Genomic DNA, 25,779 nt, shown 5'->3' with positions numbered 1-25,779 from the left:
TTCACCGTCGCGTGAGCGCAACTGCGTCACGTCTTCACGAGCCTCAACTGGAACAACGTTCGTGTCAGCAGAAAGCGCTCCATCACGTTGAGCAGCCCTCAGCGCTTTGCCATCTCGAAAAAGCCTTTTTTCTCCAAACAGGCAGGAACAGCATGAAGAAATCGATTGGCGAAGTCCGTCACTTCGTTGAGCTGAGCCCGCCGGGCAACGCGCATCTGGTCCTGCCACGAGCGCCATCATTCGCGGGTGAGGAAGATGTTCCAAAGTGCGTACACGTCGCCGAAGCGTGTGTCGCTATCTCGCGCACGCAGCACGTTGCCGACAAGATCTGCACGCAAATCGAGGACTTCTACCAATCCCTCGTCTCCGTGGGACCTGACAGGTTTCTAGCTTTCGAAGGTGGAGGCGCGATCATAAGGCCGACTAGTGAAAGCTTGTTCTTCAGGGTCTCAGCGCGAGACCACGTCACCTTCTGTGGCATCCGCGCGCTGTTGGAAGCAGGCTTGTTTCTGGCCACGTCCGTGTCCGAGGGGGCTATAGAGTGGCGTCACGCAGACGACACGCGATCTGGTGAGACCTGCAATCGCCTCCACAACGACCGCTGCGGAAGCGACGAACAATAGCTTCGTCCAACTTCGCCACCCAAAGGAAAATCGATCTCGGGACAATCAGGTCGTAATGCTTTTCCAATCTACCAACCATTTCGTCACCCCGCTTTTCTTCGAGTCTCAGAGGTTGATGCCGCGAGCGCGGCTAGCAGCCCTTTGGCGCCGCTCCGCTATGATCTGCTCACTGCTCTGCAGACGGACAGTCTGCTGCAGGACCTTCAACCGCTCCTGCATCGCCGCGAAAGCTCGGCGCTGCGGTGGCGGCACGCGGTTGACAAGATCCTTGTCACCTCGGACGAGGGCATTGCGACCAAAGCGCTCGTCGAGCGCCCGGCTGACGGCCGCAAACTCCCGGCCAATGCCCGGATCGAGGGACGCGGCGGAGACGCCGAGCCTTCTGCTGTCCTTCCTCGCCTCGGCCGTCAGGCGCACCAGCGCCTCTTCCGCAGCTTTCGAAAGAGCTGGAATGGCAACCGCCATGCGCCGCCGTTCGTCCGTGATAGCCTGGTGTTCGGAATCGAGGGCATTGAGGTAGGCCGCACCGAGCGCGCGCAGACGCGCTGCAGCTTCCGGCACGGTCCGCGTCGCCTCTTTCCGCTCTCGGCCAGAGGCCAGCATCCGGTCTACGAGACGGTCGGAACCGCGCAAGGCCGCGTAGGCCGCCGGGTCATTGGCCACAGCGGCAGCGATGCGATCGGCGGCAAAACCTTTCCCGAGCAAATCTTCGACCTTATCGACGAAGTCGGCGGGATCGGGCCATATCATTCGTGCCGCCACGGCCAGCGCGGCGCGCTGCTGGCGATAGAGAGGCGAAGCAAGAGAACGAGATCGCGCCTCGTCGTCGACGGGAACCTTGAACTCGGTGACGGCGGCAAACATGGGCGCCATGGTGACATTCTCCTTTCCTGGCTCTTTCCTCAAATCGGCGCTCGCGCCGGCGACGACTTTCGAACGATCCCGACGCTCGGCGAGGTGCTGCTCCTCGGCAAAGCGCCGCACGGCTTTGAACAAGCGGGTCAGCTTTCCGCGCCGTTCATCCGTGAGGTCCTCCGGCATGCGCTCGGCGATATTGCGTTCAGCGATCGCATCCGCCTTCGCGCTAAATGCGCTCCAGCCAAAGCGGTCCGTCAAAGCTTCGCTCACCGCCTTGATCTCCTGCACCACCGACCGATCTTTGGCGGCGAGCGCGAAGGCCGTCTTATAAGCATCGTCCCCGCCCTGGCGGCGCACCGCCTCGATTTCCATAAGACGCGCCATGGCGCGTTCGGAGAGCGCCGGGATCGACAATGACATATGCGCGCGGCGCTTCTGCTCGCGCAGTTCGAACCGTTCGGCGTTCCTGCGGAACTCGGTCGCATGGGCGCGGGCCATCGGAAGCAGTTCCTTCACGGCCGCCACAGCGAGATTGCGCTCTTCACGCGCCGCGCGTCCGTCGACGATCAGCTCGGAGCCACGCAGCCGGCCAAGCCGATCAGGGGCTGCGGCAAGATCGTCGGCGAGCCTGCGAGGTTCGACCCCGATATCCGACGCCAGTGCATTCAGCGAGACGAGCGCTGCATCCGGATCCCTGTAGATCGTCTCCAGCAGCGGCCGCAGGATCGCCTCCCGCTCGATCCAAGCCGGCGACGCAAGCTGCGCCAGCCGCGCATCCTCCTCGGCGCTGCTGCCGAAGAACGTGGCCGGCGGCATCAGATAGCGTGTTTCATCAGCGCTTGCGCCCGAGACGGAGTGGGATGCAGTTCGCGCGTCACTGGATGTCGCTTCGACCATCGTTTGGCTCCGTTCTTCATTGTAGGCGACCCGCCGTTCCCGCTCGATGGCAAAGCCGAGCGCCACGCTTGCCCTCTCCCAGAGCTTTTCCACCTGCTCCCGTTTCGCGGCAATCCACGCCCAGCGCTGGGTAAGGTTTTCCTCCAGCTCGGCTGCGGCAAGGGAGAGATGATTGAGCCCGCGGCGCCGGGCGAAGTCTTGCGCCTGGGCGCGATAGCCGGCCTCTCTTTCAAAATCGAGCGTCGTCGTCTTGGCACCGGAGCGCGACAAGCGTTCGACAAGCTGCTTGAACACATCCGGCCGATGACTTTCCCGCGCGATGCGCTCCTGTCGCGCTCTCGCGTTCTCGACCTGTTGCGCCGTCCAGACGTTGCGATCGACCTCCCTCTCCTCGTAACGCTTGTGACCTGTCGCCTCGTCGACAACGGCAATCCGGACCTTGACCCGCTCGACGCCATCCTTTCTGAGCGTCACCGTGTCGGCTTCCTGGATGCCGGCCTCCTCGAGTGCCTTCGGCAGGCTCACGCCCCAAAGCCGATGGACGGTTCCGTCGTCCGCCCTGACGTCGGCATAAGGGCTGTCGTCGGCATCCTCGTCATCAGGCCGGAATTTGGCTTCGCCGGTTTCGACAAGCTCGCCGGTCACACCCGCGGCATGATCGACACGCGGCTTGCGTCCCCATTCAGGTTTTGCCGCAAAATCTTCTTTGGCCGCATAAAGATCGACGCGGTCGCGATGCCTCGTCATCGACACATAGGTCAGATGCTGGTCCATCATGCCGGTTGCCAGCACGAAGGTGCGATCGACGGTAGCGCCCTGCGATTTGTGGATCGTTGCGGCATAGCCGTGGTCGACATTGCGATAGCTGTCCTCGCTGAAGACGACCTTGCTGCCATTGTCCAGACGCACCGACAGCAGAACCTCGCCTCGCTCGTCGCCAGTGGAAACGACCGTGCCGAGCATGCCGTTCTTCGTATATTGCGGGCCGAGACGCTGGGCGCGCGGCTCGATGAAACGCGCATTTTCGAGGAAGATGATGCGGTCGCCGGCGGCAAACTCCCGTGCGCCCCGCTCGGTTCGGAAAGTGCGGCTCTCGCCAAGCGCGCCCTCACCCGTCATCACCGATCGCAGCGCTTCGTTCAGACGTTTGACGTCCGCGTTGGTATGGGCGAGCACGAGCAGCTCATCGCCGCGAAGACTACCGTCCCTGCCCTCGGAAACAGATCGACCGATCGCCTCTCTGCGCGCACCGCTCCAATCGGCAACGATGCGATCGACGATCTCCTGGCGCGTTTCCGCCTCGACCAGATGGTCATGCCGGGCATAGGCATCGAGCCCCTTCTCGACCTCCCCGCGGGCAAACAGATGCGAGGCACCGCGTGCCCAGGCCTCACGCTGGCGGCGCACGCCCGCAAGCTCGGCAAAACCGATCCGTTCGGTAATTGCCCGGAAGGCAGCACCGGCCTGGATCGGCTGCAGCTGCATCGCATCGCCGACCAGCACGACCTTTACCTCAGCCTCCTCGGCAATCTTCAGCACACGGGCCATCTGCTGCGAGGCCACCATGCCGGCCTCGTCGATCACCAGCACATCACCGCGATGGAGCGTATCGCGCCCATTGGCCCAGGCCAGTTCCCAGGAGGCAAGCGTCCGCGACTTGATGCCGGAACTGTCTTGCAGCCCTTCCGCGGCCTTGCCGGCAAGGGCTGCACCGATCACCCGGTGTCCCTCGCTCTCCCAGGCAAGACGTGCGGCAGCAAGCAGCGTCGATTTGCCGGCGCCGGCAAGGCCTACAATAGCGGCAATGCCACCATCACCGGTGACATGACGGACAGCATCGACCTGCTCTGCATCGAGCCGAAACGGATTCTTTGGATCGCCGCTCTCCACGCGTTCGATCGCCACCGTCACATTCCGCTCGGAAACACCGAAGCCGCGGCGCTCCGACAAAACCCGCGCCGACTGCGCCATGTCGTATTCGATGCGCAGCATCTCCCGCGTCGTAAACATCGCGGGCTCCGACACCTTTCCTGTCTCTGCCTCGATCTCCTGCGGCCTCAGTATGACCAGCTGGTCCGACGCCATCAGCCTGGCGCGGATGTTGGCAAAATCGGTGGGATCGTCGACATAACGATGCAGCGCCCTGGCGATGTCGCGCTCGTCGAAGGTAGAGCGTTCATTGCCGAGCTGCTTCAGCAAAAGCTCGGGCTCGGCCAGCAGCCGATCGGCCATCTCCTGGCGGCGGGCAAGATCGGAGGGGGCGAAGTGGAACTCCCTGCCCTTTCGCGCGAGCGCCGCCTTCTCCGGCCCGAGATGTTTTTGCGCAATACCGTCGAGGCCCTGTTCGGCATACGAGCGACCATCGAGGCGGATGTCATGTCCGGCCAGCGCCAGATGCCGGTTGGCAGCTTCCGCCCAGGCGATCTTCCACGCCTTCATCGTTTCCTTGTCGCCCGCCCAGACCTTATAGACGATCTTGCCGTTCGGACGATCGGGCGTGACGACACGCAGCGGCTTGCCATCCTCTCCCAGAACGGCGACTTTCTTCGGCCCGAACCCCTCCTCCGTCAGCGGCCGAAGCGTCGTCATCAGATGGATGTGCGGGTTACCGTCCTTGTCGTGATAGACCCAATCGGCGACCATTCCTTTCGAGGTGAGATTGTCGCGGACAAATTCGCGCACCAGCGCGATGTTCTCGGCGCGCGTCAGTTCTTCCGGCAATGCAATAATCAGCTCACGGGCGAGCTGCGCATCAGCCCGCGTCTCGAAGGCATCGACGGCATTCCAAAGCGCCTCGCTGGCGCCGGCGACCGAATGGCCGTCGATCGCATTGTGCAGCCAGGCGGGGATCTGTTCCGGCAGCGCCAGTTCCTCATGCGTCAGTTCACCCGCTCCGCCGCGATAGCTGAACGACGTTCCCGCCTGCTCGTCCATCATCCGGGCCCGGTGACGATAGGCAGCCGCCGAGACGATGCTGCGTCCCGCTCCCCTGCTGATCACCTGCGCTCTGACGAACATGATCGCCACTGGCGTCTCCAGACTGGCCCAAGCACGTCGCGACAGCGACGTATATTGCGCCCTCAAACCGATCGGACCGTAGGGCCGATGCCGTTTTTCCGGTTGCACGCTAACGCATTTTACTATTTTATTCTAGTTAGTATAATGGCATCGGTGCGATTATCTGAAAACGGAAAGGAACTGGCGGTGGCTGTAAAATCATCGATTTCCGATCTCGACGCCCAGATCGAAAAGCTGCGCGAACGCAAACGATTGTTGATAGTTAAATCGGCCGAGCGGTTTGCCCGCGCCGCGACCAGAACCGGGCTTGCGGAGATGGAGATCGCCGACGAGGAGGTCGATCGGATCATCGAGGAGATCGCCGCGCGATTTCGAAAGGGGGAAAGGAAAGGCGCCGCTGGCCCCGCTCCTCAAGCGCGTCGATCTGGAGATAGCGGCGCTGGAGCGCAGGGGCAGGTGCCAAATGACGGCTGAGCGCAAGCGCGACGCGCGCGAGAAGTTCCTGCTCGGCGGAATCGTCGTCAAAGCCGGGCTGTCGAAAGCCGATCGGGCATTCCTGCTCGGCGGCCTCATAGAACTGGCAAAGCTCGTCCCAGGCTCCATCGAGCATCGGCGGCTGCGCAATATCGGCGAAGAGGCTTTCAAGGCCCCCTCGCTGAGGAACGGTTCATTGCATCTCGAGGAGAAGGTGAGATGGGCCTAAGAGGGAAACCGCATCCGAGCCTGTTACTGGTTTTGGTGCCGATCGCCGTCACCACGATCACAATCTACATTGTTGGCTGGCGGTGGCCGGGACTCGCCGCCGGCATGTCGGGAAGGATGGAATATTGGTTCCTGCGAGCAGCACCTGTGCCGCCTCTACTGTTCGGACCTCTTGCCGGGCTTCTGACCGTGTGGGCCTTGCCGCTGCATTGGCGAAGGCCGGTCGCCATGGCAAGTCTTTTGTGTTTTCTCGGCGTTGCCGCCTTCTATGCGCTGCGCGAATTCGGCCGGCTTGCACCGACTGTGCAGGCCCGGGTCGTTCCGTGGGATCGAGCGCTGTCCTATCTTGATATGGTCGCAGTCATCGCCGCCGTCGCCGGCTTCATGGCAGTAGCGGTGTCCGCCCGCATCTCCGTCGTCGTGCCAGATGAAATCAAGCGTGCCCGGCGGGGAATATTCGGAGATGCCGATTGGCTGCCGATGGCGGCAGCAGGAAAATTGTTTCCGCCGGATGGGGAAATCGTCGTCGGCGAGCGCTATCGGGTCGACAAGGAAATCGTCCGTGCGCTTCCCTTCGATGCAAACGATCGTAGCACCTGGGGACAGGGCGGGAAGGCGCCATTGCTCACCTACAGACAGGACTTCGATTCCACCCATATGCTGTTTTTCGCGGGATCGGGCGGATACAAGACCACCAGCAACGTCGTCCCGACGGCGCTGCGCTATAGCGGGCCGTTGATCTGCCTCGATCCCTCCACCGAGGTCGCACCAATGGTGGCCGAACACCGAGCCCGCGCCCTCAAGCGCGAGGTCATGGTGCTCGATCCGACGAACCCGATCATGGGCTTCAACGTGCTCGACGGGATCGAAGCATCCAAGCAAAAGGAAGAGGACATCGTCGGCATTGCCCATATGCTGCTGTCGGAAAGCCTTCGCTTCGAAAGCTCGACGGGATCCTACTTCCAGAACCAGGCGCACAACCTCCTGACCGGTCTGCTCGCCCATGTGATGCTCTCGCCCGAATATGACGGCCGGCGAAGCTTGCGCAGTCTCCGCCAGATCGTTTCCGAACCGGAGCCCTCGGTGCTCGCTATGCTGCGCGACATTCAGGAGCATTCCGGTTCGGCCTTCATCCGCGAAACGCTCGGCGTCTTCACCAACATGACCGAGCAGACGTTTTCGGGCGTCTATTCCACAGCATCGAAGGATACCCAGTGGCTGTCGCTCGACAGCTATGCCGCGCTCGTCTGCGGCAATGCCTTCAAATCGAGTGATATCGTTTCGGGCAAGAAGGACGTCTTCCTCAACATCTCCGCATCGATCCTGCGCTCCTATCCGGGCATCGCTCGTGTGATCATCGGCTCGCTCATCAACGCCATGGTGCAGGCCGACGGCGCCTTCCAGCGCCGGGCGCTGTTCATGCTCGATGAGGTCGATCTTCTTGGCTACATGCGCGTGCTCGAGGAGGCGCGCGACCGCGGCCGCAAGTACGGCATCTCGATGATGTTGATGTACCAATCGGTCGGGCAGTTGGAGCGGCATTTCGGGAAGGATGGCGCGACGTCATGGATCGATGGCTGCGCGTTCGCCTCTTACGCAGCGATCAAGGCGCTCGACACGGCGCGCAACGTCTCTGCGCAATGTGGCGAGATGACGGTGGAGGTGAAGGGCAGTTCCCGCAACATCGGCTGGGACACGAAGAACAATGCATCCAGGAGATCCGAGAACGTCAACTTCCAGCGCCGGCCGCTGATCATGCCGCACGAGATCACCCAGTCGATGAGGAAGGACGAGCAGATCATCATCGTCCAGGGGCATAGTCCGATCCGCTGCGGCCGGGCGATCTACTTCCGGCGAAAGGAGATGGATCAGGCAGCTAAGGTCAATCGTTTCGTCAAACCGGTGCTATGATCGTGGTTTTATGAGCGGCCCACCTCGTCCTCGCCGGCATAGGCGTCGACGGCGTTTTCGAGTTCGGCAAAAAGCTCATCGGGCATCGTTTCGATAGTGCCGACGGTGCGTCGGTCTGCCTGCCTGATCAGTTGCTGATAATCTTCGATATTGAGGAGAACCAGCCGGGGTTTGTTCCGCTGGGTGATCGTCACCGGATGACGCAGCGCCTCGGCGATGATGTCGCCGGATTTACGTGAGAGGTCACTGGTTGAATACGTCCCGCTTGGCTTCGGCATTGGGCTTCCTTGCTATCGCTGGAATTTACAGCATTTACAACATTACTGCGATTGTTGTGAAACTTCGCAGCCGTCCTTCCTCTGCTCACTTGAGGGCCATCGGCAACTGAGAGGCAACCTCGTCTGTCGCCTCTCAGTATGTGAGATGGTGCTGCTACCACCATGACCAAACGGCGCGCCCCGCATAGACCGGGATGCGAGTTGCCAACGTGATATCCTTGATGATCGGCGCCAGCGAGCCGAGTTCGTCCGCAATCAGCGCAACGAGCTCAGGATAGTTGATATCGACGCCAGTGTCGTCGGCAGCCCAAGCGCTCATCCAATCGCCGCCGTTGACGCGGAATTCATGCGTGTCGTAATCAAATTCGAGTTCGTCCAGCAGATTGATAGTGAAGCGCCCGAAAATCTCGATCTCGCCCTCCAGCTGATATTCGGCGAATTCATCCTCCCCGATGAGAACACTTCTTTCCAATTCCATGATGACGCGGATCCGATCGATTGCCGCGTCGAGCCCCTCAACCAGGCGATCGTGAAGCTCTCGTGAAAAATCGCTGTCGCAGCCGAAGCGGTTTGCCAGGACGACGAGCCGGAAGCCGGCAAGCTTGGTGTAGAGCATGAGGTTCTGATCGGTTGTCATAATGTGATCTCCTTCATCTTGATGACGGAGATCGGCCACTCTGTTGCAAAGAGGGGTCAAGGACCGCGGAACGCGGCTCGCAAGCGGGGGAACCGATTTTTCCAGAGCGCAGTGAAACGCAGCAGCGGAAAAATTGGGGGAGACGCGCCGTCCTTGACGCCGGATTTGCTGGAGTAAAATTGGACGTCAGAGAGAGAAGAGACCCGCGGACCCGAAGGGGACGCGACCGTTTCCGGCGTGAGCCGGCAGCAGGTATCGAGGATAGAACCCCGCCCTGCGGCTGGGCAATTCGCTCACGTCATTCCGCGAGAGGGGGCGTGACCGGAGGCGCAGACGGTGTTCGGGCTCCGTGAGCGGAGCGAATAGCACCCGGCCGGCGATTGGCCGGCTCGCCCAAATTTATGATCTTCGGCTTCGACGATCATCACAAAAATGAATCGGTGTGGGCCGACCGATTCATAAGTGTCGTTAGACGCAAAGGCTGGAAGAGGCGACTCTCCGTCATGCTCACTCAACCCTATCAGCTCTACATCGAACGCACGGACGCGACGAAAAACATGGCGCGCTTCTACGCGCTCGCAATCGAACCGACGTTGTTCGGCACACCTTGCCTGACGCGGCGATGGGGACGCATCGGAACGATCGGACAAGCCATGGTGCATCACTTCGACAGAGAGGAGGATGCAGTCCGTATGTTCCTCGAACTTCTCCGATCAAAACGTGCGCGCGGCTATAGGCCGAACACAAATGCCGGGCGGGAACCCATGGTCCGGGCTGTCCGCGGAAGTCTTCCTGGTCCTTGCCGGTAATTATCGGCGTGAAGCGTAGCTTCGGGTCGACGCGCCGGTCGATCCGGCGCGCCGGCCCAGGCGAGGAGGCACACGCCGCCCTCAGAAGGGTGGCGCGGCGTCGATGGCGCCCTCCTGCTCGGCGATCGCTACCCTCAGTTCGGCCCGAGCGATCTCCAGCTCCGCTTCGATCTGGCGGCGCTCAGCCGGATCGGCGTTCCTGAGCTCGGCCCGCAGTTCCTCAACCTGAATTTCGAGTGCAATCGTCATCGTCGTCATCTCCTGAAATGTGAAAGATGACGCCCGGGGTCGTGAGGATCGGGCCGGGTCAAGGATCGCGTCAGCGACCGGCGGAGCCGGCGAGCGGAGGAACCGATTTTCTGACGGTGCCCTTCAGGGCGTCGGCTGAAAATTGGAGGGGCCGCGAAGTCCTTGAGGCGGCACGAGCCTCACGGCAGACTTCAAGTATCTGATCAGACAGTGTCCTTGGTCTCGTGTGGCACGACAGGAGGATTGAAAGCGGGCTCGATGCCCGCTTTCAATCCCGCTATTGCGCGCAAAACCTGAGATACGGCGAAGCCGGCCCCGATTGCTCGGGGCCGCTCGCTTTGTTCTTCAGTTCGGGCTGTTCCAGAGGATCACCTTCTTGCTAGGATCGCCGCCGGGTGCCGGTGCGAGATTGCCGAAGATCACACCGATCTCGGGAGCCTCAAGCTTCACTGAGAGGTATTCCTCGCCGGTCTGCCGCGCGATGCGGTTCCAGGCGGCGCCGATCTCGAAGCCCGTCTTGCGGTGGATGACGCGGTAGTCGGGCGCTTCTTCGCTTGCCTTGCTGGCATTTGGGACGATGGCGATCGGGGCGTTGACCCGGATCGTGGCGAAGACGCCTTCGAGGATGCCGTCGGTCTTCTGCGTGAGCGTTGCGATCGTGGTGGCCATGGTTGTTGTCTCTTCGGTTGCTCGGGACCATTCCCGATGGCGCACGAAGAGACGGCCGACCTGCTGCGGTCAGCTCGCCTGAAAATTTTGCAAAATTCTATTTTCCACCAGGACAAGCGAACCGAAATCGAATTTTGCAAAAATTTCGGGCGAGTCTTACCCCTTCAGGGGTTGGCCGCAAAAGCAGGCGGTCGTCTATATGAGCGACATAAAACGGGAATGGTTCGGGGCAATCGAAGGCTGCGACAAACCATCATGGCCCCCCGGTCCAAGCACTGGGGGATATTGGCCGCGCACTCCACGGACGCTTCGCCCGCATGTCGATCAACATAATCCCTCGCCCGCTCCCGGCTGCGGCAGGCTGTGAGCACCTCGATAGCATTTCTGCCGATCGGCGAGGTCGCCGCGGCACCGCATTGCCGTCTGCAGACCGTGCTCCAATCCCGGGTGAAGCTGTTCACGCGGGTGTCGAATGAGTGATCTTCCCCAAACGTGCCCGCTCCCAAGCACCTGAGCCGCCGATGGGTCGCCAGGTACATCGCCATTGGCAAACACGCAACCGGAACGATCTGAGCCGGCTTCATCCGCGGAGCCAAGCTCGGTGAGATCACAAGGCAACAGGATCGGAGCAAGTCACAAACGGAATGCCATAAAGCGCGGCATTTTGATCGTCCGAAACCAAATACGCTCCCCCCGCCACGGCTTGCGCCATGAGCAGATGATCGAAAGGATCGCGGTGATGAAGTGGAAGAGCAGCGAGAGCGATAAGATGCGCGTCCGAGATATCCAGCCGGTCGAAACCTTGATCCGGCAAAATCGCAACAATCTCTTCGATATCGGCATCAAGTTTGCCGATGCGCAGCTTCACAGTGATTTCCCAAAGCGAGACAGCACTGACGAGGACATCATTCTAGGGATCGCCGATAAGGCGACGCGCATGGTTCCCTAGCTTCTCGTCGTCGTTCAGCCACCACAGCAAGGCATGTGTATCGAACAGCAGCCTCACGTCCCGTCTTCCATGGACTTCAAAACATCCGCCGGCAGACCATCGAAGTCATCGGCAACTTTGATCTTTCCGCGCAGCGCGCCTGGTTTCCGCATGACGACGCCGGCTGACGGCGGGCCGATTTCGGCGACAACCTTGTGATGCGACGTCAGGACGAACCGCTGGCCGTCTTCGACCTGCTTGAGGAAAGACGTCAGGTTGCCGCGAAATTCCCGCACGCCGACACGGCGGGGAGATGGTATTTGCTGCCGAGATTGGGTCATGGCGAAGCTCCGTTTCAACGGCAAATGTGTACACAATTTTTACGAAATGCAAGCATCTCCTTCAGCCGTATGGACAGATGGCTTACGCGCCATCTCCCGCCGCTTGCCAAACGGAGATGCCAAGTCGGCGGGCCTTGTCGGCCAGATTGCCGGTAATGCCGGAGCCGGGGAACATGACGACGCCAGCCGGCATGACCGAGAGCATGTCGTCATTGCGGCGGGAAGCCAGGGGAAGAAACCTGAGCGACCCGCTGAAGGCCCGCCCGCCGCATGGTAAGGGTCGCCTCTCGGCAGGCCCGCGGGCGGGCGCCTACCCGTGCGGCGACCGGCAGAGACCGGCCATCCTGTAGGCCCTCACGCCCTCACCTTCCCCGTCCGGCTCGATCATGCGGGCAGAAAGGCCAGAGCGTTTTCCAGAACGAGCTGCGCCCTGAGATTAGCGATGAGCCGTTCCGGGCTGAGCCGGCGCAGATCCTCGTTGAAGTCGCCGAGCTCCGGGGCAAGCACTAGCGGCAGGATCCCCAGCGCCTGGGCGCGGCAGCTCAATCCCTCGATACGTGCCGGCCGGCCGCATCGGCGTCAGCTGCGATGTAGAGACGCCGGCAGCCATCGGGCAGTCCGAAGGCGGCAAGGTGATTGGCGGTTCAGCGCCGGCCGGCTCGAAGGGCTGGGTAGCCCGCGATTAGAACTCACTTTATGCTGGCGCAGCCTCTACATTTTGACGGGCTGACGTCTAATCAACGCACCGTTGACTTCTAATTATCATGATCGTTAATTTTAATTTTTGGAGGCTGGAATGCACGTATCTTCTTTCCTGCCTATGGCGTTGAAATCGGCCCCAGCGGCCGTAACATTTATATACTAACTAATTTGCGCTAGTAAAGTCCGCGAAGCTCATGCTACGCCTTCCTTTTACGGCTCGATCAGCCTTTGGTCAGGCAAGGGAGGAACGACGTGCGACAGTTTTTGATCGGCAACCAGGCGTTCGACGACAGTTCTCCAGAGTTTCTGCCGCAGCTCGAACGCGCTTACGAACAGAAGCTCAGGCCATTTTGCCCGTGTCGGCAACCGCCGGTGCCGATGTACATTGCCCGGATGGATGGCCAATTCCTGATCAAACGCATGCCGCTCTCAGGCCGGCAGCATGATCCCGGCTGCTCGTCTTACGACCCGCCGTATGAGCTATCCGGCCTCGGGCCGTTGATCGGCAACGCCATCCAAATCGACGCGGCGACCGGTGCGGCAACGCTGAAACTCGATTTTTCGCTGTCGAAACGAGGGGGCCGATCGACGTCGACATCGCCTTCGGAGCCGTCGGAGACTGTGCGAAGCGAGCCCAAGAAGCTCTCGCTCAGGGCGATGCTCCATTATCTCTGGGACATGGGGGAGCTGACGGAATGGACCTCGCTATGGGCCGGGAAACGCGGCTGGGGGCGCGTGCGCAGCAGTCTGGTGAACGCGGCAAAGCAGATGATCGTCCGCGGTGGCCCTCTCAGCGATATCTTGTTTGTCCCGGAAGTGTTTCATCAGGACGACAAAGAGGGGATTTCAGCGCGGCGTGCGGCTATGTTGGCCGGTGCCCAGTTAACCGGTCCCGGTCCGCGGAAACTGATGATGACCGTCGGAGAGGTAAAGGAATTTTCCTCAGCGCGCGATGGCCAGAAGATGCTGGTGCGCCACCTGCCTTTCCCCTTCATGCTCGATGAGGGTGCGTGGAAACGGTTGAATGCCCGATATGAAACCGAACTGGAACTGTGGCGATCCAACGAGGGGTTTCATCTCATCGTCATCGCCACCTTCGGCATTTCGGGAGCGGGGATAGCTTCGGTCGAGGAAGTGGCGCTGATGGTGGTCAACGAGAACTGGATCCCGTTCGAAACCATTCATGAACAGCGTCTCCTGGAGCGGCTCTCAAGCCTGAAGCGAAGGAGCGTGAAAGGACTCCGGTTCGATCTTTCGCGCAACCAACCGATTGCCTCCGTGACCTTACCGGAGGCAAGGCCAGCGCCGATCGCCATGTTCATTGTTCCGACAACGGCCGACGAAGACTATGAGGTTGCACTGAATGAGATGATCGCCGCGAGAGCCGAGATGACGCCGTGGATCTGGCGTGTGGCCGACGGCGAAATGCCGCGGCCGCCATGATCCACACCAGCCTCCTTGGTCAGCGACGTAGGCGCCCCAAAAGGAAGGAATCGCGGGCGATCCCGACTGCGTGTAGCTATATCCCGGTCAAATAGGCCCAGAGAACCCTCTGCCATTTCTGCATAGCTGCACTGCACAAAAAATGTTTTACCAAGCGGTCAAAATATGAGCATATTGCCTCCAGTTGATGCAGTCGATGGATTTCCTCCCAGTGCCATCGCATCAGCTGTTCCCCTCTGAAGGTTATTGACCTTCGCACCTTAAAGGGCCCTGGTTTTCCAGCGGCCCTATTTTTCTGCATAGTTGGTGAGGCGGTCCCTTTGCATTGCACGATCACATCGAAAGCGGAGCGCTTGCCGTTGGCGGTAACCCACGCTTCAAGTTGGCGGCTCGAGCTCGTTCGCCGCGCGCTCCTATGGCACCCAGAAATCGGAGATGGAAAGCGGAGGATATTTCAGTTATCGCAGTTATGAGCGACTTGCCCTATATACATGGTCAGAGGTGTTCGCCATGACCAGCCATGTTCTTCAATTTACCAAATTGTCGGATCGCGACCGCAAGGCCGTCGCGCCTATGCCAAATCTGGCGGAGGGCGACCAACTGGAACTACGGATTCGCCGTGAAGGTGGACAACTTCAAACCCTTTCTCTCCCAGCCTCGGCTCTCGCACCTGTCGAAGCACTCCTCGATCATCTGTTGCGCGGCAAGCGTGTTGCCGTGCTCACGGAAGATCAGGAATTGAGCCCGACCGACGCCTCCACCATCCTCGGCATCTCACGTCCTCTCGTGGTGCTGCGCATGGATCGCGGCGATCTGCCCTTCCGCTATGTCGGCAAGCACCGCCGAGCAAAGTTGAAGGATGTTCTCGCGCTCAAGGCCAAGCTCGATGCTCGCCAGAAAAGCCTCGACGCGCTGGCCGAGGACACAGAGGATCTGATCGTCAATCATGGCCTCTAAGCCGCCTGTCGCGGTCTATGATGCCTGCGTCCTCTACCCTTTCCATTTGCGTAATGTCTTGGTCCAGTATGCTTTCGACGGTCTCGTCGACGCACGCTGGACCGACGACATCCACGCCGAGTGGATTCGCAATCTGGCCATCGGCTCACCCGAGATACCCTTCTCCCGTCTGGAAGCGACCCGTGATCGGATCAAGGAAGTTTTGCCCGATGCCGATGTCGGCAACCACCGAATTCTCATCCCCGACCTCTCGCTACCGGATCCGGATGATCGTCATGTTTTAGCTGCAGCCATCGCCGGAAAGGCTTCTGTGATTGTCACGTGGAATCTCAAGGATTTCCCAGCCGCGGACCTTCGGCCTCATGGGGTGGCCTGCGCATCGCCAGACAATTTCCTCGTGGGCCTCCATTCCACCTTTTCGAGCGCATTGATCGACAGCATCAGGCGCCCGGTTGAATTTACGGAAGACGGTGCCGGCGGTTCACGAATTCATTGATGCACTGGACCATCAGGGGCTCCGCGCGTTTTCAGTGGTCCTGCGTGAGAAGGCCGCACAATTGGACTGACGGTCGAGACCGACAGAATTGTTAGAGGCCCGGACGCAACCCGTTAAGCTCGATCCGACGAAGAGCGGCCGAGGTCAGTCGCGGCGTCTCGATAGTAGATCTCGCTCACCCGAAACCGGCCGTCGATCCGCTTGCATTGGATGATGATGTCGACCGCGATCGTCAACATCTCGCGGATGTCGTGCCGTTCGAGGTCCCCACCACCCTCCGACTCCTTGACCAGCAAAGTCAGCTGCTCAAAGGCGAGGCGGGCCGAGTCGGCATGGACCGTGGTGATGGAGCCAGGATGGCCGGAGTTGACATTGCGGATGTAGTAGAATGCCGTCCCGTCCCGCAGTTCCTGCAGCAAAATGCGGTCGGGCCGCATGCGCAGGCAGGATTCGAGCAGGTCCTTCGCGCCGACCTTGGCGAGCCCCTGCCCGCCTTTGGAATAGAAGAGCCGAACATGATTGGGCTGCGGGACGACCAGCTCCGGTGTGTCCTCGATGGAAATAATCCGCTCATTTTGCGGAATGTGGCGGATCAGCGCTTTCGATAGAGTTGTTTTTCCCGACCCGGTTGCGCCGGAGATGATGATGTTCTTTCTGGCGAACACCGCCTCCCGGAGAAACGCCTTGTAGGCGCCGATGCGATAGTATTCCAACAGCCTGTGGTCTGATCGTCGCCCGTCGTCTTGGGCCGGCAAGACATCGGCGAACAATCCTCCATGATCGAGATCCTCCAGGGTCAGCGACACGGAGGACGGCTTGCGGATGGTAATGCTGACGGTTCCCTTCGTCGTTGCCGGCGGGATGACGATCTGGATCCGCTCATCATCCGGCAGGGTCGCCGACAGGATCGGCCGCGTCTCGTCGATCGATTGATCGGAGAAGCTCGCGACGGCGCGGGCGAGACGCATCAGCCGGTCGAACGAAAGTTCGGGCATCTCATAGGTCTGCCATCCGTCCCTACCCTCCGTGACGACCTGTCCCGGCCGGTTGACGATGACCTCATAGAGCGTCTTGTCGCGTAGGAAGCGTGATAGTGGCGAAAGCAGTTCGCGCACGACGCCGGAGTCGGCAGCTTCAGTCATTGTCGAACCTATTTTGTCACGAGCTTCGAGGAGGGGCTGAAATCCCCGAGGACAGCACGGTCATAGACACGATTGCGGGGCTCGGTCACACGAAGCCGGTAGACGCTTGAGAAATCGAGGTCGCGTGCGACGAAGATCGAAACGAGCTCGCCCTGATGTTTCATCAGGGTCGGGGGAATGTTGATTGACTGCTCGACGGCGATCGCCGCTGCCTGCTGACCGGCGCTGGTGGTATTTTGCGCTTCGACGTCGCTGTCCTGCAGCCGGCTGCTGGCATAGGAACTGGCATCACCGACGATCGACAAGAGCATTGCGCTGCCGAACCGCTCCCACCAATGGGTGTCCACATAGCCGTCGATGCCCGCCCGGCCAAGCGCATCGGTTGCCGGCGATGCCAGAGTGATGATCACGCCTTTCGGCGTCTTCGCCCGGTTCCAGAGGACAAACAGGCGCTTTTGCCCGCGGCGAATGCCGCCGCGATATTCGCCGACGACCTGCGTACCTTTTTCCATCAGCACCACGCGGCCGTTATCTGAGAGAACGTCCCGGTTGATGACGCAGCTCGTGAACCCCGGCTGATCGGAGGAGAGAGCCGTTTCCAGAACGCATGGGATAGATGTCCCCATCGCGACGATAAAATCGCGGTTGCCAAGCGTGCCGGCGCGCGATCCCTGCAACGGCGTCGGCGTCAGCAAGCGGTTGAAGCGCTGATCTTCGTTTTCGCCCTGCGATCCGAGGGCTGCTTGATTGTTGCCGAGCGACACATAGCTCGAAGCCTGATCCGCCGCCGCATTCTGATCCTGGCGCCGTTTCGCCGGCGATTTCTCGCCGCCATAGGCAATGACCGGCGCACGGCGGCCAGCATCGAGCAGCTTGTCATCGTCGGTCGGCGCCTGCTCGGCGGCGACAGGCGTCGGGAGCTGGACCTGCGGCGGCGGCGCCACCGGCTGTGGCTCCTTCGCCGGTTCGAAATCCGATGTCTGCCGGATGACGACCCGCTCCTGCTGGGCACCGTCTGACGGTTTGTCCTGCCCTCGCATTGACCAGAGAGCAAAGGCGACAAAGACGACGATCGCCAAGGCGACAGCGCCGCGTTTGAGGATCGGGTTATTGTCGAGCCGGCCACCGGCCGACGTCTCGGCGCGCTCGCCCGGGATCTGGGTCATCTCTTCCTCGGCCATGTCACCTCCTATTGCGCCGCGCCGGGCGGCACTTTGACGACGCGCTCGACCGATGGTGACGTCGTGTTGGTCTCGGGATTGATGCCGACGCGATCGTAGGCTTCGTTGAAGACGCAAAGCACGTCGCCGCCCCGGCGCAGTATGAACTTGCGGCTGATCGCGTGAACGAGGACGAGATTGCCGTCGACGGACTTCGGAACCAGGCTTTCGCTGCCGTCGGAGTTTTCCATATAGATCGCCGGCATTTCCTGGTTGCCGGCAAAGGCGAAGGTGGTGACCTTGCCGTTGTCATAGACCGCTTGCGGTTCGAGCGCCTGGGATCCCTGCACCGAATAACGCCAGTTGCGCGGTCCATAGGTTTCGTGAAGGGCAAGCACGCGATCGGCCTCGCCGGCCTGTGCCGCCTGCGCGCGCGCAGCTGCTTCCTGGCGGCGCCGCTCCGCCTCATCAGCGGGATAGCGGTATTTCACATAGAAATAGGTGTTCTGACCGGCTTCGACGCTGCCGTCACGGACGGTGAGTTCCATCTGATAGCTGCGGGTCGATCCGTCCCGTCGCGTCGTCACCACCGAGATATTCGTCACCGGCTGGTTTTCCCTGGGCTTCAGGAACAGGATGTTGCCGGCCGGCGCCACTTCCCAGGCGACGCTGTTGCCGAGAGCGACATGGGCGATTTCCTCCTCGGCTGCGAACTCGATCTGCACCAAAGACCGGAGCGTGCCGACGACTTTGGTGATGTCATAGGGTTGGTAATCGACGAAGCGGATGCGGCTGTCCTGCGCGGCGCCGCGTGGCGTTTCGAGGGCAAGCGCCGCCGAGGAAAAGCCGACAGCCAGAATGAGCGGAAGGAGAAAGTGCGGTCTCAATTGATGGCCTCCGGATCGGCGCGATATTCGCTGACGACGAAGCCGAGCGGATTGATCAGCCGATCGGTCGAGGACATCGGAGCGTTGGCATAGGAGAAGGTCAGGGTCGCAACCCAGTGCGTGGTGCGCACCTCGTCACCACGGGTCACGGTTCTCATATAGCGGACTGACGCCACATTGGCGTTGATCAGCGAGATGGAAACGATGTTGATCCGCGAGGTGGCGCTGCGGCCATAGATGTTCTGCGGGGATTCCGGATTGCTGCCGCGATAGACCGCTGCAAACCGCGTCTGTTCCGGCTGTGTCGACAGCAAGGCGACGCTGCGGAAATTCTCCTCGCCCTCGCTCCAGACATAACCTTCGCGGGCGCGGACATATTTGGCGGCAAAATACTTTGTGACCGCCTCGTCGTAGGTGCCGGCGGTCGATGTCAGCGCCGAGACCACATCGACGATGCCGGTGGAATTATCGACCCGCACGACGAAAGGTTCGACGGTTTTCAGAGGCGTGAGGCCGGCGACCGCAAATATCGAGACGCCGGCAAGGACGCTGGCGCAAACCGCGACGAACCAGGCAATGCGGGCGGAGCGTTCAACTTGGATCATCCGGTCCTGATCGAACCGGCGGGCCTTATCGAAGTAACTTTTGAGGCTGTCCGTAGTCACCATGTCACCTGCCCTCGCATGGATGGTAGGAGCCAGCGACATCGAAATGGCCGAAGGCGGCCGACATCGCCGGGGGCGGCTCCTGCACATAGGCGCCGGCGTGACTGGTCGGCTCCGTGGCAACAGCACCGGTGGTCGGCTGCTTTGTTGCCCCACTATCCGGTCTTGCCACTGCCACATCGGCCGGTTCAACGGCCGGCGGGAATAGCCATCACATTTGGGCAGCGGGTGGGAAATCGAACCGCAGCCTACGAGACCGGCGGTCAGCAAAAACGACAAAACGATACGAAGCATCGAAAAAACCTGTTCAATTGTCTGAAGCGTTGGTGACCGTCATTCGGTCCGGCCTGGCGTCAGGCGGCGGCCGACGGAACGCGCGCCGCGGCCGACCGCTCTTACTGTGTGGGATGTCGCCCAGGCGAGCGTGCTTTCGTGCGCATCGCGGGCGGCGCCGTAGCCGTAGGTGAGCGACGCCCCGCCCGCCGCAAGAGCCGAAGCAATGCCGGGCAGTTGGTAGAAGACGTAGAGGGCGGCAACGCAAATAGCGCAGAGCGCGATCGGCCGCATCAGCACGTCGCTATAGTTTTCGATCGCCGTAAACGTCGTATCGATGCAGGTGATCAGCAGCGAGCCGATGGCAACGACCAGGACCTGAAGGATGACGAAATTGACGAGCTGGCCGATCCAGGATTCCGTGAACCGGCGGGTCGACTGGAACATGGCGAGCGCGATGAAGATCGGACCTATTGCCAGCACGATGGCAAGCGCCAGCCGGGCATAGAGCGAAACTATATAACCGATCGCCGCGACAAGAAAGCTTGCGCCGATAACCAGTAGGCCGCCCACGCCGGTGACGATATCGATAGGCCAGGAGCCCCGCGACCATATCTCTTTGGCGCATTTCTGGCCCTTATCGAGCAGGCTGTCGAAGGTCGACGCGCTCGGCGCCGTGCCCGAATTCAGCGCCTGCGAGATTTCGCGCGGCAGCGCATCGAAGAAGATATTGGTGACGTAGGTCTGATAGTCGCCGGCGTTCCTCACCAGCATGACGATGATGGCGAGCTTCATCGCCCGGAAGGCGAATTCGAGGATCGGTTCCTGCACGGAGCCGCGCAGAACGAGATAGCCGTAGAGCACGACATAGAGGGTGAGTGCCGCCGTCAGCGGGCCGCTGACCCAGCTGGCGATATTTGAGGTGCCGGAGGAAATGAAGTTTTCCAGCGGTGTCTTGAACTGTCCGTCGACGAAGCTGAAGACCTGATACATCGTCAGCCTCCCAACGATTTGCCCATCCGCTCCAGCCGCAGCTTGCCGTCGGCTGCCTCGGCGTTGCGGCAATTGGGCGTATCGCGGAGTTCTCCGGGATTGTTACGGCATTCGCCGATAATCCTAGCGAGCAGACCATCGTCCGTCATGAGCTCATCGACGGTGTAAATCTTATCCGCCTGTGGGGAGCAGGCCGCCAGTAAAAGCATGGCTGCGCTAGAAAGAAGCCACTTCATTTCAGCGCCGCTCCCATCGTGTCCATTCGCTTGCGCCAGTCCTCAGCCTTGCGTTGGTCATCGACCTGCACCTGAGCCTGCTGGACCATCTGCAGGCCCTGCATGCGCAGGACGTCGGTTTGCAAGAAGGCGGTCTCGGCCTGGAGGCGGGCCTGCAGATCGGCGATGTCCTTGGCGTCGGCAGCACTTGAGATTTTCTGGCGAAGCTCATCGATGCCGTCGATGCGCTTGGTCGCCGCATCGTAGATCTGCTGGCCGAGGCTCATCTGCCCGGCGTTCTGGTTCTGGATGCGCGACAGCTCCTGGGCATAGAAATCGTCGGCATCTGTGCGATAGCTGGAATTATCCTGGCGGAATTTCGAGGCGGAACTGCCGAAGACACCGCTGCCGGAACCTTTGAGCAGCCCCTCGATCGCGTTGAAGTCCTGTGGAAGCGCCTCGCGGATCGACGGATCGTTCAACAGGTTGGCGACGTCGGCCATGTTGGTGATCTTGTTCAGCGAGCCGTAGAGCTGCTGGGCTTGTTGGAGCTGCTGGTTCAAGGCGTCGAGCTGGGACTTCAGCTGTGTGATGCTCTCGATTTGCTTGGCGATCGATGTCTGATCGATGACGGGGATGCCCTGCGCCCATGCTAGCATCGCCGACGCCAAAAGAGCGGCCGATACAAACAATGGCCGCATCGTTCCTGTTCGGATCATGCTGTCTTCCTCCTCTGATGAAACACGGCAAGCCAGTCCTCCCGTCCCTCGCCGATCTCCAAACGGATAGCATCGGCAAGCTCGACATTGGCGGTCCGGCCGGAGAGGATGGCAAGTTCGTCATCGAAGCCGTTGAGGTTCAGCTCGGCGACAACGCTGTTGTGCCCCTGCTTGACGATGAACCGGCGGCTCTCGACGGAGAGTTCGCGCGAGACGAGCTCGAATTCGCGCTCCGTCAGCTTGAAGCCGTCGACATAGTCGGCGCGGTCGCCGCGCGGGTTCGGAAGAAAGATCTGTGTGGGGCACTGCTCGATGATTGTGTGGGCGATCGGAGATACGATTGCGTCGCGCGGGCTCTGTGTCGCAAACAGCATAAGACCGTTCTGCTTGCGGATCGTCTTGAGCTTGTTCTGGGCGAGATCACGAAAACCATCGTCCTGCAGCGCCTTCCAGAACTCGTCGATGACCATGATGATGCGCCGACCGTCGATCAGCTGCTCGATCCGATAGAACAGGTACGCCATCAACGGCGTGCGGATCTCCTCGTTGTCAAGGAAATCGGTCATGTCGTAGCCGATGAACCTGGCGCCGATGCCAATATCGTCGGCTTCGTTGTCGAAGACCCAACCAAGCGGCCCGCCCTTCTCCCATCGCCTGAGACGTGCGGCAATGCCCTCGGGATCGGTGTTGTTGAGGAAGGTGCGCAGGGCGCCGATGGAGCGACGCTCCACCGGCAGGTCCGCCACCCCGTCGACCGCCGAGGCGATATCGCGCAACTCGGTGATCGATAGTTCGCCAGATCCGGACCGGACCAGCTTGGCGATCCAACCGGTGAGGAATATTTTGTTTTCCGCAGTGAATTCCAGTGCTTTCAACGGCGCGCAGCCGGTGGCGACACCATTCCTCAGCGGCAGATAAGTACCGCCGGCCGCGCGTACGAAGAGATCCGCGCCGCGGTCCTTGTCGAAAAAGACCATATGCGGATCGTGCTTTTCGAGCTGCGACAGCATGAAGTTCAACAGCACCGTCTTGCCCGCACCCGACGGGCCGCAGACGAAAGTGTTGCCGAGGTCGCCGTGGTGAAAGTTGAAATAGAAGGGTGAGCCGGACGCGGTCTTGAGCATGGCGACGGCCGGTCCCCACTCGTTGCCGTCCTTCTGACCTGTCGGATAGGAATGATAGGGAGCAAGGGCTGCGAAGTTGCGCGACGTGATCGCTCCCGAGCGCGCGCGATAGCGGAAATTGCCCGGCAATTGCGCCCACCAGGCAGCCTCGAGCCCGAGATCCTCGCGGGCGACGACGGCGCCGCCGCTGGTGAGGTAGGTGCGCGCCTTGGCCATGTGATCGGTCAGCTCCTTGACCGAGGGCGCGAAGACGGCAAGTGCAAGGTGATGCTCTCCGAGGACGAAGCGATTGGATTCGAGATCGTCCATCGCCTCGCCGAGTTCCTCGATCTGCGAAGCCGCCTTGTCGCCGGCGCTGACCATCTGGTTCTGCTTGCGGCCCATGATTGTGCGGGCATCGGCCTTTGAGGTGAAAGCGAAGGACTGCGTCAGGATGAGCTCGAAAGGTGCGGTCAAGATAGCGTCGAGCATGCCGCTGCGCGTCGTCGCCGGATATTCCTTGAAGCCGAACATGCCGGCATAGCGGCTGTCGGCCTCGTGACGGATTTCAATGGTCTCGCGCCCGAAAATGACCCGGTCGGAATAGATCGCCGAGGAAATTCGTCCCTCCGTCAACGGGATCGGTTCCCGCCGGCCGCCGACGATCTGGTGGAGCACTTCGCTCGGCTCGGAGAACAGAATGCCGTCCTGCTCGTGAAGGGTGAGCAGCCGCGGCTCGAAGCGCTGAAGGCCGGCGACGACATCAGCCACGCGGTCACGCAGATGCTTCAGGGCCTGCCCGTCGAGCTCGGTTTCGGATCGGCGGGCCTTGCGCAGCCGGGAGAGAAGCTTGGCCGCCTTTTCGGCAGGATCCCGGCCGGGATGCCAGACAAGGGTGAGGTAAAGATCGTTGCGAAACAGATCTTCCCTCACCATGCGCTCGCGGTATCGCGCGTTCAGACCGTCGGAGAAGGGATTGGCGAAGCGTCCCTCGGGATAAGCATTGTCGCGGCGGCGCACCACATGCGTCCAGAGCGCCAGCCGCTCGTCAGCGATATTGCGATAGAGCGTGTTCAGGCTGCGGTGCAGGCCGTTGAGGTCCCTGACGTCTGATGTCTCGAAGGAAACGCCGTCGAGAGCGATCATCGTCATCAACGCTCGGGATTCGAGCGCAATGGTCGTCTCGTCGACATGCCTGACATAGGGGATGAAGGTTTCGGGCCCGAGCTCGCGCGACCGGAGCGTTGCAATGTTAGACAAAGCTGAGATCCCTTTCGTCATAACGTCGGATGAGCGCCAGGGGCGAGAGCGTGGCCCCGCCCCAATAGGCGGCATTGCGGGAGCGGCCGCGGGTTTCGATCCACGCAATGAGGATCCGAAACATGTTGTGGTCGTGCTTGACGAGCGCGCGAAACAGGACATGGAAAACGATACCGACCAGCGCGTAGGCGATTGATCCCGCAGTGATATAAAGGATGGTCGTCAGCATGATGTTGACGCCCATCGCCTCCATCGTCACGCCAGCGATCATTGCCGGGCGCGTGCAGGCGAGAAACAACGTGTCGTCTTCGAGACTCGGAATGCTCGCCATAGCGCTCAATTCCCCACGATGGTATTGACCAGCTCGGTGGCGCCGAAAATGCCGCCGATCCCGATGATCCAGAAGCCGGCCCGCCTCAAATCCATGTAGCCAAACATCCAGGCAATGCAGATGATGATGACGGCGATAACGGCCAGCAGACGGGCGATATTGCCGGTCAGCATGTCGACAATATTCTGCAGCACGGTTTCGATGCCGGCGGCCTGGGCGAAGGCTGGCTCGACCAGGCAGATGACAATGGCGGCCGCCATGAGCGTGGATGCGGCAAGGGGGCGAAGTCTGGCTTTGAAGATCATTCACTTTGCTCCGATCGATCATTTTGGAAAACGAGAACCGAGGATTGCCGCCTTGAGCTGAACACGTCCCAGGATGGGGCCTCGACGGCTTGGGAGGGTTGTAAAGGTGGTTCGGGAAGTGCTGGTACCACCTCATCCTGTGGCTGTCCGCCCGACCCGGCCTGGTCAGCGCGTTCGCCAATGGTGAGCGAGGCAAGCGTTGGCGATAACTGCTTTGCTTCCTGGCGTACCTGCTCGTCATATTTGGCCATGGCGCCGAGGGATGGATCATCGCGGCCATAATAGGACTGGAGCATCACCCTTTCGGCCTGAGCCGGATCCCCCGCGCGTAATGCGGCGCGGTAGTATCCGTCGAGAAGCGTGGCCGTGGCCTTGAGGTTCCGGCAGGGATCGAAGGCGTCGGCGACGGATAGCTTTAGTTTCTGAAGGTGCTCGATGCCAAGGCCGCCAAGGCCGATCTGGATATCCTGGCGATCGGCAATCAGGGACGTGGCAACCTCGATCGCCTCCGCCTTCGATACGGGTTGAGCGGCCAGCGGCGGGCCCGTGTTGATGCGGATGGCGAAGGGCTGAAACCGGCTCTCGAGGCTGACAATGCCGGCCAGCGTCTCGACCTGAACCATCGGCGCACAGGTTTGCGCGATTTCGACGAATGCAACACCCATCGGTCAATACCAAACGCGCTGTTTACCGGCGCCGTCGATGGTGACATCGACATAGTGCGGCTGCGATCGCACATTCGGACGACTTATCGGATAGCCCATGCACTGGCGGTGCCCGTCCACGCGCTGCCAATGTGGCGACAGGACCGAATTGTCGCGGGAAGTATAGTCGTTCCCATCCCAGCAGAGGCTGTTGCTCACCGGCTGCGGCGATGTCGACACGCAGGTTGCTTGCCGACCGCCGCGACCGCTATCAGTCGTGAGCTTGTACCCCGCATCGCAATAATAGGGTTCATAGCCCGGCCGCGAACTCTGAAAACCGACGCCGCTACAGGTCGGGAATAAGTGCCCCTCGGCAAGCTCCCGCCACAGCTTCTGGATCGGCGGCCGGCATTCGGCATATTGCGTCGGCCCGCCGGGATTGGAAAGGCATAGGATAACCTGGCATCCCCAATCCTCGGCCCGCGCGTTACTGCCGAAAATAAGATAGGGTGGCGCAACGAAGCAGACCGTAAGCAGTGAATTCAGGAGAAGGCTTTTCATGAA

General features: G+C 60.9%; 27 protein-coding genes and 3 pseudogenes. 9 read left to right on the top strand and 21 right to left on the bottom strand.

The annotated features are described in order from the left end of the window. Positions 1–326: 326 nt before the first annotated feature. A complete protein-coding gene (gene rctB, locus AMK05_RS36270) occupies positions 327–623 on the top strand; it encodes an SMa0974 family conjugal transfer regulator (protein WP_425349963.1) in 297 nt (98 codons plus the stop codon). 105 nt (positions 624–728) lie between these two features. Here rctB and traA read toward each other — a convergent pair whose 3' ends face one another. Further along, on the bottom strand, positions 729–5,405 hold the full coding sequence (traA, locus tag AMK05_RS26570; RefSeq protein WP_064842617.1) for a Ti-type conjugative transfer relaxase TraA: 4,677 nt from the start codon (positions 5,403–5,405) through the stop codon (positions 729–731). Positions 5,406–5,582: 177 nt separating this feature from the next. Here traA and AMK05_RS33820 point away from each other — a divergent pair, with 177 nt between their 5' ends. From AMK05_RS33820 to traG, 3 genes are read left to right on the top strand one after another with little or no spacing between them, the layout of a single operon-like run. Continuing rightward, the gene (locus tag AMK05_RS33820; protein ID WP_082935780.1) at positions 5,583–5,870 is read left to right on the top strand and encodes a TraC family protein; all 288 of its coding nucleotides are present in this window, start codon (positions 5,583–5,585) and stop codon (positions 5,868–5,870) included. Then, on the top strand, positions 5,860–6,099 hold the full coding sequence (locus AMK05_RS26560; RefSeq protein ID WP_064842612.1) for a conjugal transfer protein TraD: 240 nt from the start codon (positions 5,860–5,862) through the stop codon (positions 6,097–6,099). The genes AMK05_RS33820 and AMK05_RS26560 overlap by 11 nt, the downstream gene beginning before the upstream one ends. After that, positions 6,090–8,009 carry a Ti-type conjugative transfer system protein TraG gene (gene traG / locus AMK05_RS26555; RefSeq protein WP_064842610.1) on the top strand — a complete coding sequence of 640 codons (1,920 nt, stop codon included), beginning with the start codon at positions 6,090–6,092 and terminating at the stop codon, positions 8,007–8,009. The genes AMK05_RS26560 and traG overlap by 10 nt, the downstream gene beginning before the upstream one ends. 8 nt (positions 8,010–8,017) lie before the next feature. Here the strand turns inward: traG and AMK05_RS26550 are convergent, their stop codons facing one another. Then, on the bottom strand, positions 8,018–8,287 hold the full coding sequence (locus AMK05_RS26550) for a type II toxin-antitoxin system prevent-host-death family antitoxin (RefSeq protein ID WP_008536018.1): 270 nt from the start codon (positions 8,285–8,287) through the stop codon (positions 8,018–8,020). Between the two features lie 154 nt (positions 8,288–8,441). Next, positions 8,442–8,924 (bottom strand): hypothetical protein, encoded by a 483-nt coding sequence (locus tag AMK05_RS26545; RefSeq protein WP_064842608.1) that lies wholly within the window; start codon positions 8,922–8,924, stop codon positions 8,442–8,444. 503 nt (positions 8,925–9,427) lie between these two features. Here AMK05_RS26545 and AMK05_RS26540 point away from each other — a divergent pair. After that, positions 9,428–9,733 carry a WGR domain-containing protein gene (locus AMK05_RS26540; RefSeq protein WP_012489498.1) on the top strand — a complete coding sequence of 102 codons (306 nt, stop codon included), beginning with the start codon at positions 9,428–9,430 and terminating at the stop codon, positions 9,731–9,733. Between the two features lie 81 nt (positions 9,734–9,814). Here AMK05_RS26540 and AMK05_RS35380 read toward each other — a convergent pair whose 3' ends face one another. The 4 genes and pseudogenes from AMK05_RS35380 to AMK05_RS26520 form a co-directional block, all read right to left on the bottom strand. After that, positions 9,815–9,982 (bottom strand): hypothetical protein, encoded by a 168-nt coding sequence (locus AMK05_RS35380; RefSeq protein ID WP_004676096.1) that lies wholly within the window; start codon positions 9,980–9,982, stop codon positions 9,815–9,817. A gap of 345 nt (positions 9,983–10,327) precedes the next feature. Next, positions 10,328–10,651 carry a DUF736 domain-containing protein gene (locus tag AMK05_RS26535; protein WP_004676095.1) on the bottom strand — a complete coding sequence of 108 codons (324 nt, stop codon included), beginning with the start codon at positions 10,649–10,651 and terminating at the stop codon, positions 10,328–10,330. A gap of 607 nt (positions 10,652–11,258) precedes the next feature. Then, positions 11,259–11,657: pseudogene (locus tag AMK05_RS26530) on the bottom strand (type II toxin-antitoxin system VapC family toxin). After that, a complete protein-coding gene (locus tag AMK05_RS26520) occupies positions 11,654–11,920 on the bottom strand; it encodes a type II toxin-antitoxin system Phd/YefM family antitoxin (RefSeq protein ID WP_004676093.1) in 267 nt (88 codons plus the stop codon). The pseudogene AMK05_RS26530 and the gene AMK05_RS26520 overlap by 4 nt, the downstream one beginning before the upstream one ends. Here AMK05_RS26520 and AMK05_RS34845 point away from each other — a divergent pair. Further along, positions 11,919–12,197, top strand: a complete 279-nt coding sequence (locus tag AMK05_RS34845; RefSeq protein WP_143535762.1) for a hypothetical protein — start codon at positions 11,919–11,921, stop codon at positions 12,195–12,197. The two genes, AMK05_RS26520 and AMK05_RS34845, sit on opposite strands and share 2 nt — an antisense overlap. A 107-nt stretch (positions 12,198–12,304) precedes the next feature. Here AMK05_RS34845 and AMK05_RS35750 read toward each other — a convergent pair. Then, positions 12,305–12,564, bottom strand: a pseudogene (locus AMK05_RS35750) (toprim domain-containing protein); the annotation flags it as partial. Positions 12,565–12,874: 310 nt separating this feature from the next. Here AMK05_RS35750 and AMK05_RS26515 point away from each other — a divergent pair. The 3 genes from AMK05_RS26515 (at position 12,875) to AMK05_RS26505 (ending at position 15,518) form a co-directional block, all read left to right on the top strand. After that, positions 12,875–14,065, top strand: coding sequence for a DUF1173 domain-containing protein (locus AMK05_RS26515; protein WP_064842601.1), 1,191 nt, complete (start codon positions 12,875–12,877; stop codon positions 14,063–14,065). Positions 14,066–14,575: 510 nt separating this feature from the next. Continuing rightward, complete coding sequence (locus AMK05_RS26510) at positions 14,576–15,022, top strand: excisionase (protein ID WP_007636161.1); 447 nt, start codon at positions 14,576–14,578, stop codon at positions 15,020–15,022. Beyond that, complete coding sequence (locus AMK05_RS26505; RefSeq protein WP_237352259.1) at positions 15,012–15,518, top strand: PIN domain-containing protein; 507 nt, start codon at positions 15,012–15,014, stop codon at positions 15,516–15,518. The genes AMK05_RS26510 and AMK05_RS26505 overlap by 11 nt, the downstream gene beginning before the upstream one ends. A 113-nt stretch (positions 15,519–15,631) precedes the next feature. On the opposite strand, the gene virB11 is transcribed toward AMK05_RS26505, so the two are convergent. The 13 genes and pseudogenes from virB11 to AMK05_RS26445 form a co-directional block, all read right to left on the bottom strand. Beyond that, positions 15,632–16,660, bottom strand: coding sequence for a P-type DNA transfer ATPase VirB11 (gene virB11 / locus AMK05_RS26500; protein WP_064842596.1), 1,029 nt, complete (start codon positions 16,658–16,660; stop codon positions 15,632–15,634). A gap of 8 nt (positions 16,661–16,668) precedes the next feature. Next, positions 16,669–17,841, bottom strand: a complete 1,173-nt coding sequence (virB10, locus tag AMK05_RS26495) for a type IV secretion system protein VirB10 (protein ID WP_064842594.1) — start codon at positions 17,839–17,841, stop codon at positions 16,669–16,671. Positions 17,842–17,849: 8 nt separating this feature from the next. Further along, positions 17,850–18,707, bottom strand: coding sequence for a P-type conjugative transfer protein VirB9 (virB9, locus tag AMK05_RS26490; RefSeq protein ID WP_064842592.1), 858 nt, complete (start codon positions 18,705–18,707; stop codon positions 17,850–17,852). Further along, positions 18,704–19,375 carry a virB8 family protein gene (locus AMK05_RS26485; protein WP_064842590.1) on the bottom strand — a complete coding sequence of 224 codons (672 nt, stop codon included), beginning with the start codon at positions 19,373–19,375 and terminating at the stop codon, positions 18,704–18,706. The genes virB9 and AMK05_RS26485 overlap by 4 nt, the downstream gene beginning before the upstream one ends. Before the next feature lies 1 nt (position 19,376). After that, positions 19,377–19,666: pseudogene (locus tag AMK05_RS35745) on the bottom strand (hypothetical protein). Positions 19,667–19,705: 39 nt separating this feature from the next. Then, complete coding sequence (locus AMK05_RS26480) at positions 19,706–20,638, bottom strand: type IV secretion system protein (protein ID WP_064842587.1); 933 nt, start codon at positions 20,636–20,638, stop codon at positions 19,706–19,708. Between the two features lie 2 nt (positions 20,639–20,640). Next, entirely contained in the window at positions 20,641–20,874 is a 234-nt protein-coding gene (locus tag AMK05_RS26475) for an EexN family lipoprotein (protein WP_064842585.1), read from the bottom strand. Further along, positions 20,871–21,572 (bottom strand): P-type DNA transfer protein VirB5, encoded by a 702-nt coding sequence (virB5, locus tag AMK05_RS26470; RefSeq protein WP_064842582.1) that lies wholly within the window; start codon positions 21,570–21,572, stop codon positions 20,871–20,873. The genes AMK05_RS26475 and virB5 overlap by 4 nt, the downstream gene beginning before the upstream one ends. Continuing rightward, on the bottom strand, positions 21,569–23,935 hold the full coding sequence (locus AMK05_RS26465) for a VirB4 family type IV secretion/conjugal transfer ATPase (RefSeq protein WP_064842580.1): 2,367 nt from the start codon (positions 23,933–23,935) through the stop codon (positions 21,569–21,571). Before AMK05_RS26465 ends, virB5 begins: the two co-directional genes overlap by 4 nt. Continuing rightward, positions 23,928–24,266, bottom strand: a complete 339-nt coding sequence (locus AMK05_RS26460) for a type IV secretion system protein VirB3 (RefSeq protein ID WP_064842577.1) — start codon at positions 24,264–24,266, stop codon at positions 23,928–23,930. The genes AMK05_RS26465 and AMK05_RS26460 overlap by 8 nt, the downstream gene beginning before the upstream one ends. Before the next feature lie 5 nt (positions 24,267–24,271). Further along, the gene (locus AMK05_RS26455) at positions 24,272–24,571 is read right to left on the bottom strand and encodes a TrbC/VirB2 family protein (protein WP_040111788.1); all 300 of its coding nucleotides are present in this window, start codon (positions 24,569–24,571) and stop codon (positions 24,272–24,274) included. Beyond that, entirely contained in the window at positions 24,568–25,236 is a 669-nt protein-coding gene (locus AMK05_RS26450) for a lytic transglycosylase domain-containing protein (protein ID WP_064842574.1), read from the bottom strand. Before AMK05_RS26450 ends, AMK05_RS26455 begins: the two co-directional genes overlap by 4 nt. Positions 25,237–25,239: 3 nt before the next feature. After that, positions 25,240–25,776: a hypothetical protein gene (locus tag AMK05_RS26445; RefSeq protein ID WP_040111786.1), complete on the bottom strand. Its 537-nt coding sequence runs from the start codon at positions 25,774–25,776 to the stop codon at positions 25,240–25,242. Positions 25,777–25,779 lie beyond the last annotated feature (3 nt).

Source organism: Rhizobium sp. N324 (assembly GCF_001664485.1).
GTDB lineage: Bacteria > Pseudomonadota > Alphaproteobacteria > Rhizobiales > Rhizobiaceae > Rhizobium.
This window is presented reverse-complemented; position numbering and strand designations above follow the sequence as displayed.

What these genes read in the sequence shown, in the direction of transcription:
- AMK05_RS26560 (WP_064842612.1), top strand. Translation starts at nt 5,860, where the DNA reads ATGACGGCTGAGCGCAAGCGCGACGCGCGCGAGAAGTTCCTGCTCGGC.
- traG (WP_064842610.1), top strand. Translation starts at nt 6,090, where the DNA reads ATGGGCCTAAGAGGGAAACCGCATCCGAGCCTGTTACTGGTTTTGGTG.
- AMK05_RS26550 (WP_008536018.1), bottom strand. Translation starts at nt 8,287, where the DNA reads ATGCCGAAGCCAAGCGGGACGTATTCAACCAGTGACCTCTCACGTAAA.
- AMK05_RS26545 (WP_064842608.1), bottom strand. Translation starts at nt 8,924, where the DNA reads ATGACAACCGATCAGAACCTCATGCTCTACACCAAGCTTGCCGGCTTC.
- AMK05_RS26540 (WP_012489498.1), top strand. Translation starts at nt 9,428, where the DNA reads ATGCTCACTCAACCCTATCAGCTCTACATCGAACGCACGGACGCGACG.
- AMK05_RS35380 (WP_004676096.1), bottom strand. Translation starts at nt 9,982, where the DNA reads ATGACGATTGCACTCGAAATTCAGGTTGAGGAACTGCGGGCCGAGCTC.
- AMK05_RS26535 (WP_004676095.1), bottom strand. Translation starts at nt 10,651, where the DNA reads ATGGCCACCACGATCGCAACGCTCACGCAGAAGACCGACGGCATCCTC.
- AMK05_RS34845 (WP_143535762.1), top strand. Translation starts at nt 11,919, where the DNA reads ATGGCGAAGCTCCGTTTCAACGGCAAATGTGTACACAATTTTTACGAA.
- AMK05_RS26520 (WP_004676093.1), bottom strand. Translation starts at nt 11,920, where the DNA reads ATGACCCAATCTCGGCAGCAAATACCATCTCCCCGCCGTGTCGGCGTG.
- AMK05_RS26510 (WP_007636161.1), top strand. Translation starts at nt 14,576, where the DNA reads ATGACCAGCCATGTTCTTCAATTTACCAAATTGTCGGATCGCGACCGC.
- AMK05_RS26505 (WP_237352259.1), top strand. Translation starts at nt 15,012, where the DNA reads ATGGCCTCTAAGCCGCCTGTCGCGGTCTATGATGCCTGCGTCCTCTAC.
- virB11 (WP_064842596.1), bottom strand. Translation starts at nt 16,660, where the DNA reads ATGACTGAAGCTGCCGACTCCGGCGTCGTGCGCGAACTGCTTTCGCCA.
- virB10 (WP_064842594.1), bottom strand. Translation starts at nt 17,841, where the DNA reads ATGGCCGAGGAAGAGATGACCCAGATCCCGGGCGAGCGCGCCGAGACG.
- AMK05_RS26485 (WP_064842590.1), bottom strand. Translation starts at nt 19,375, where the DNA reads ATGGTGACTACGGACAGCCTCAAAAGTTACTTCGATAAGGCCCGCCGG.
- AMK05_RS26480 (WP_064842587.1), bottom strand. Translation starts at nt 20,638, where the DNA reads ATGTATCAGGTCTTCAGCTTCGTCGACGGACAGTTCAAGACACCGCTG.
- AMK05_RS26475 (WP_064842585.1), bottom strand. Translation starts at nt 20,874, where the DNA reads ATGAAGTGGCTTCTTTCTAGCGCAGCCATGCTTTTACTGGCGGCCTGC.
- virB5 (WP_064842582.1), bottom strand. Translation starts at nt 21,572, where the DNA reads ATGATCCGAACAGGAACGATGCGGCCATTGTTTGTATCGGCCGCTCTT.
- AMK05_RS26460 (WP_064842577.1), bottom strand. Translation starts at nt 24,266, where the DNA reads ATGGCGAGCATTCCGAGTCTCGAAGACGACACGTTGTTTCTCGCCTGC.
- AMK05_RS26455 (WP_040111788.1), bottom strand. Translation starts at nt 24,571, where the DNA reads ATGATCTTCAAAGCCAGACTTCGCCCCCTTGCCGCATCCACGCTCATG.
- AMK05_RS26450 (WP_064842574.1), bottom strand. Translation starts at nt 25,236, where the DNA reads ATGGGTGTTGCATTCGTCGAAATCGCGCAAACCTGTGCGCCGATGGTT.
- AMK05_RS26445 (WP_040111786.1), bottom strand. Translation starts at nt 25,776, where the DNA reads ATGAAAAGCCTTCTCCTGAATTCACTGCTTACGGTCTGCTTCGTTGCG.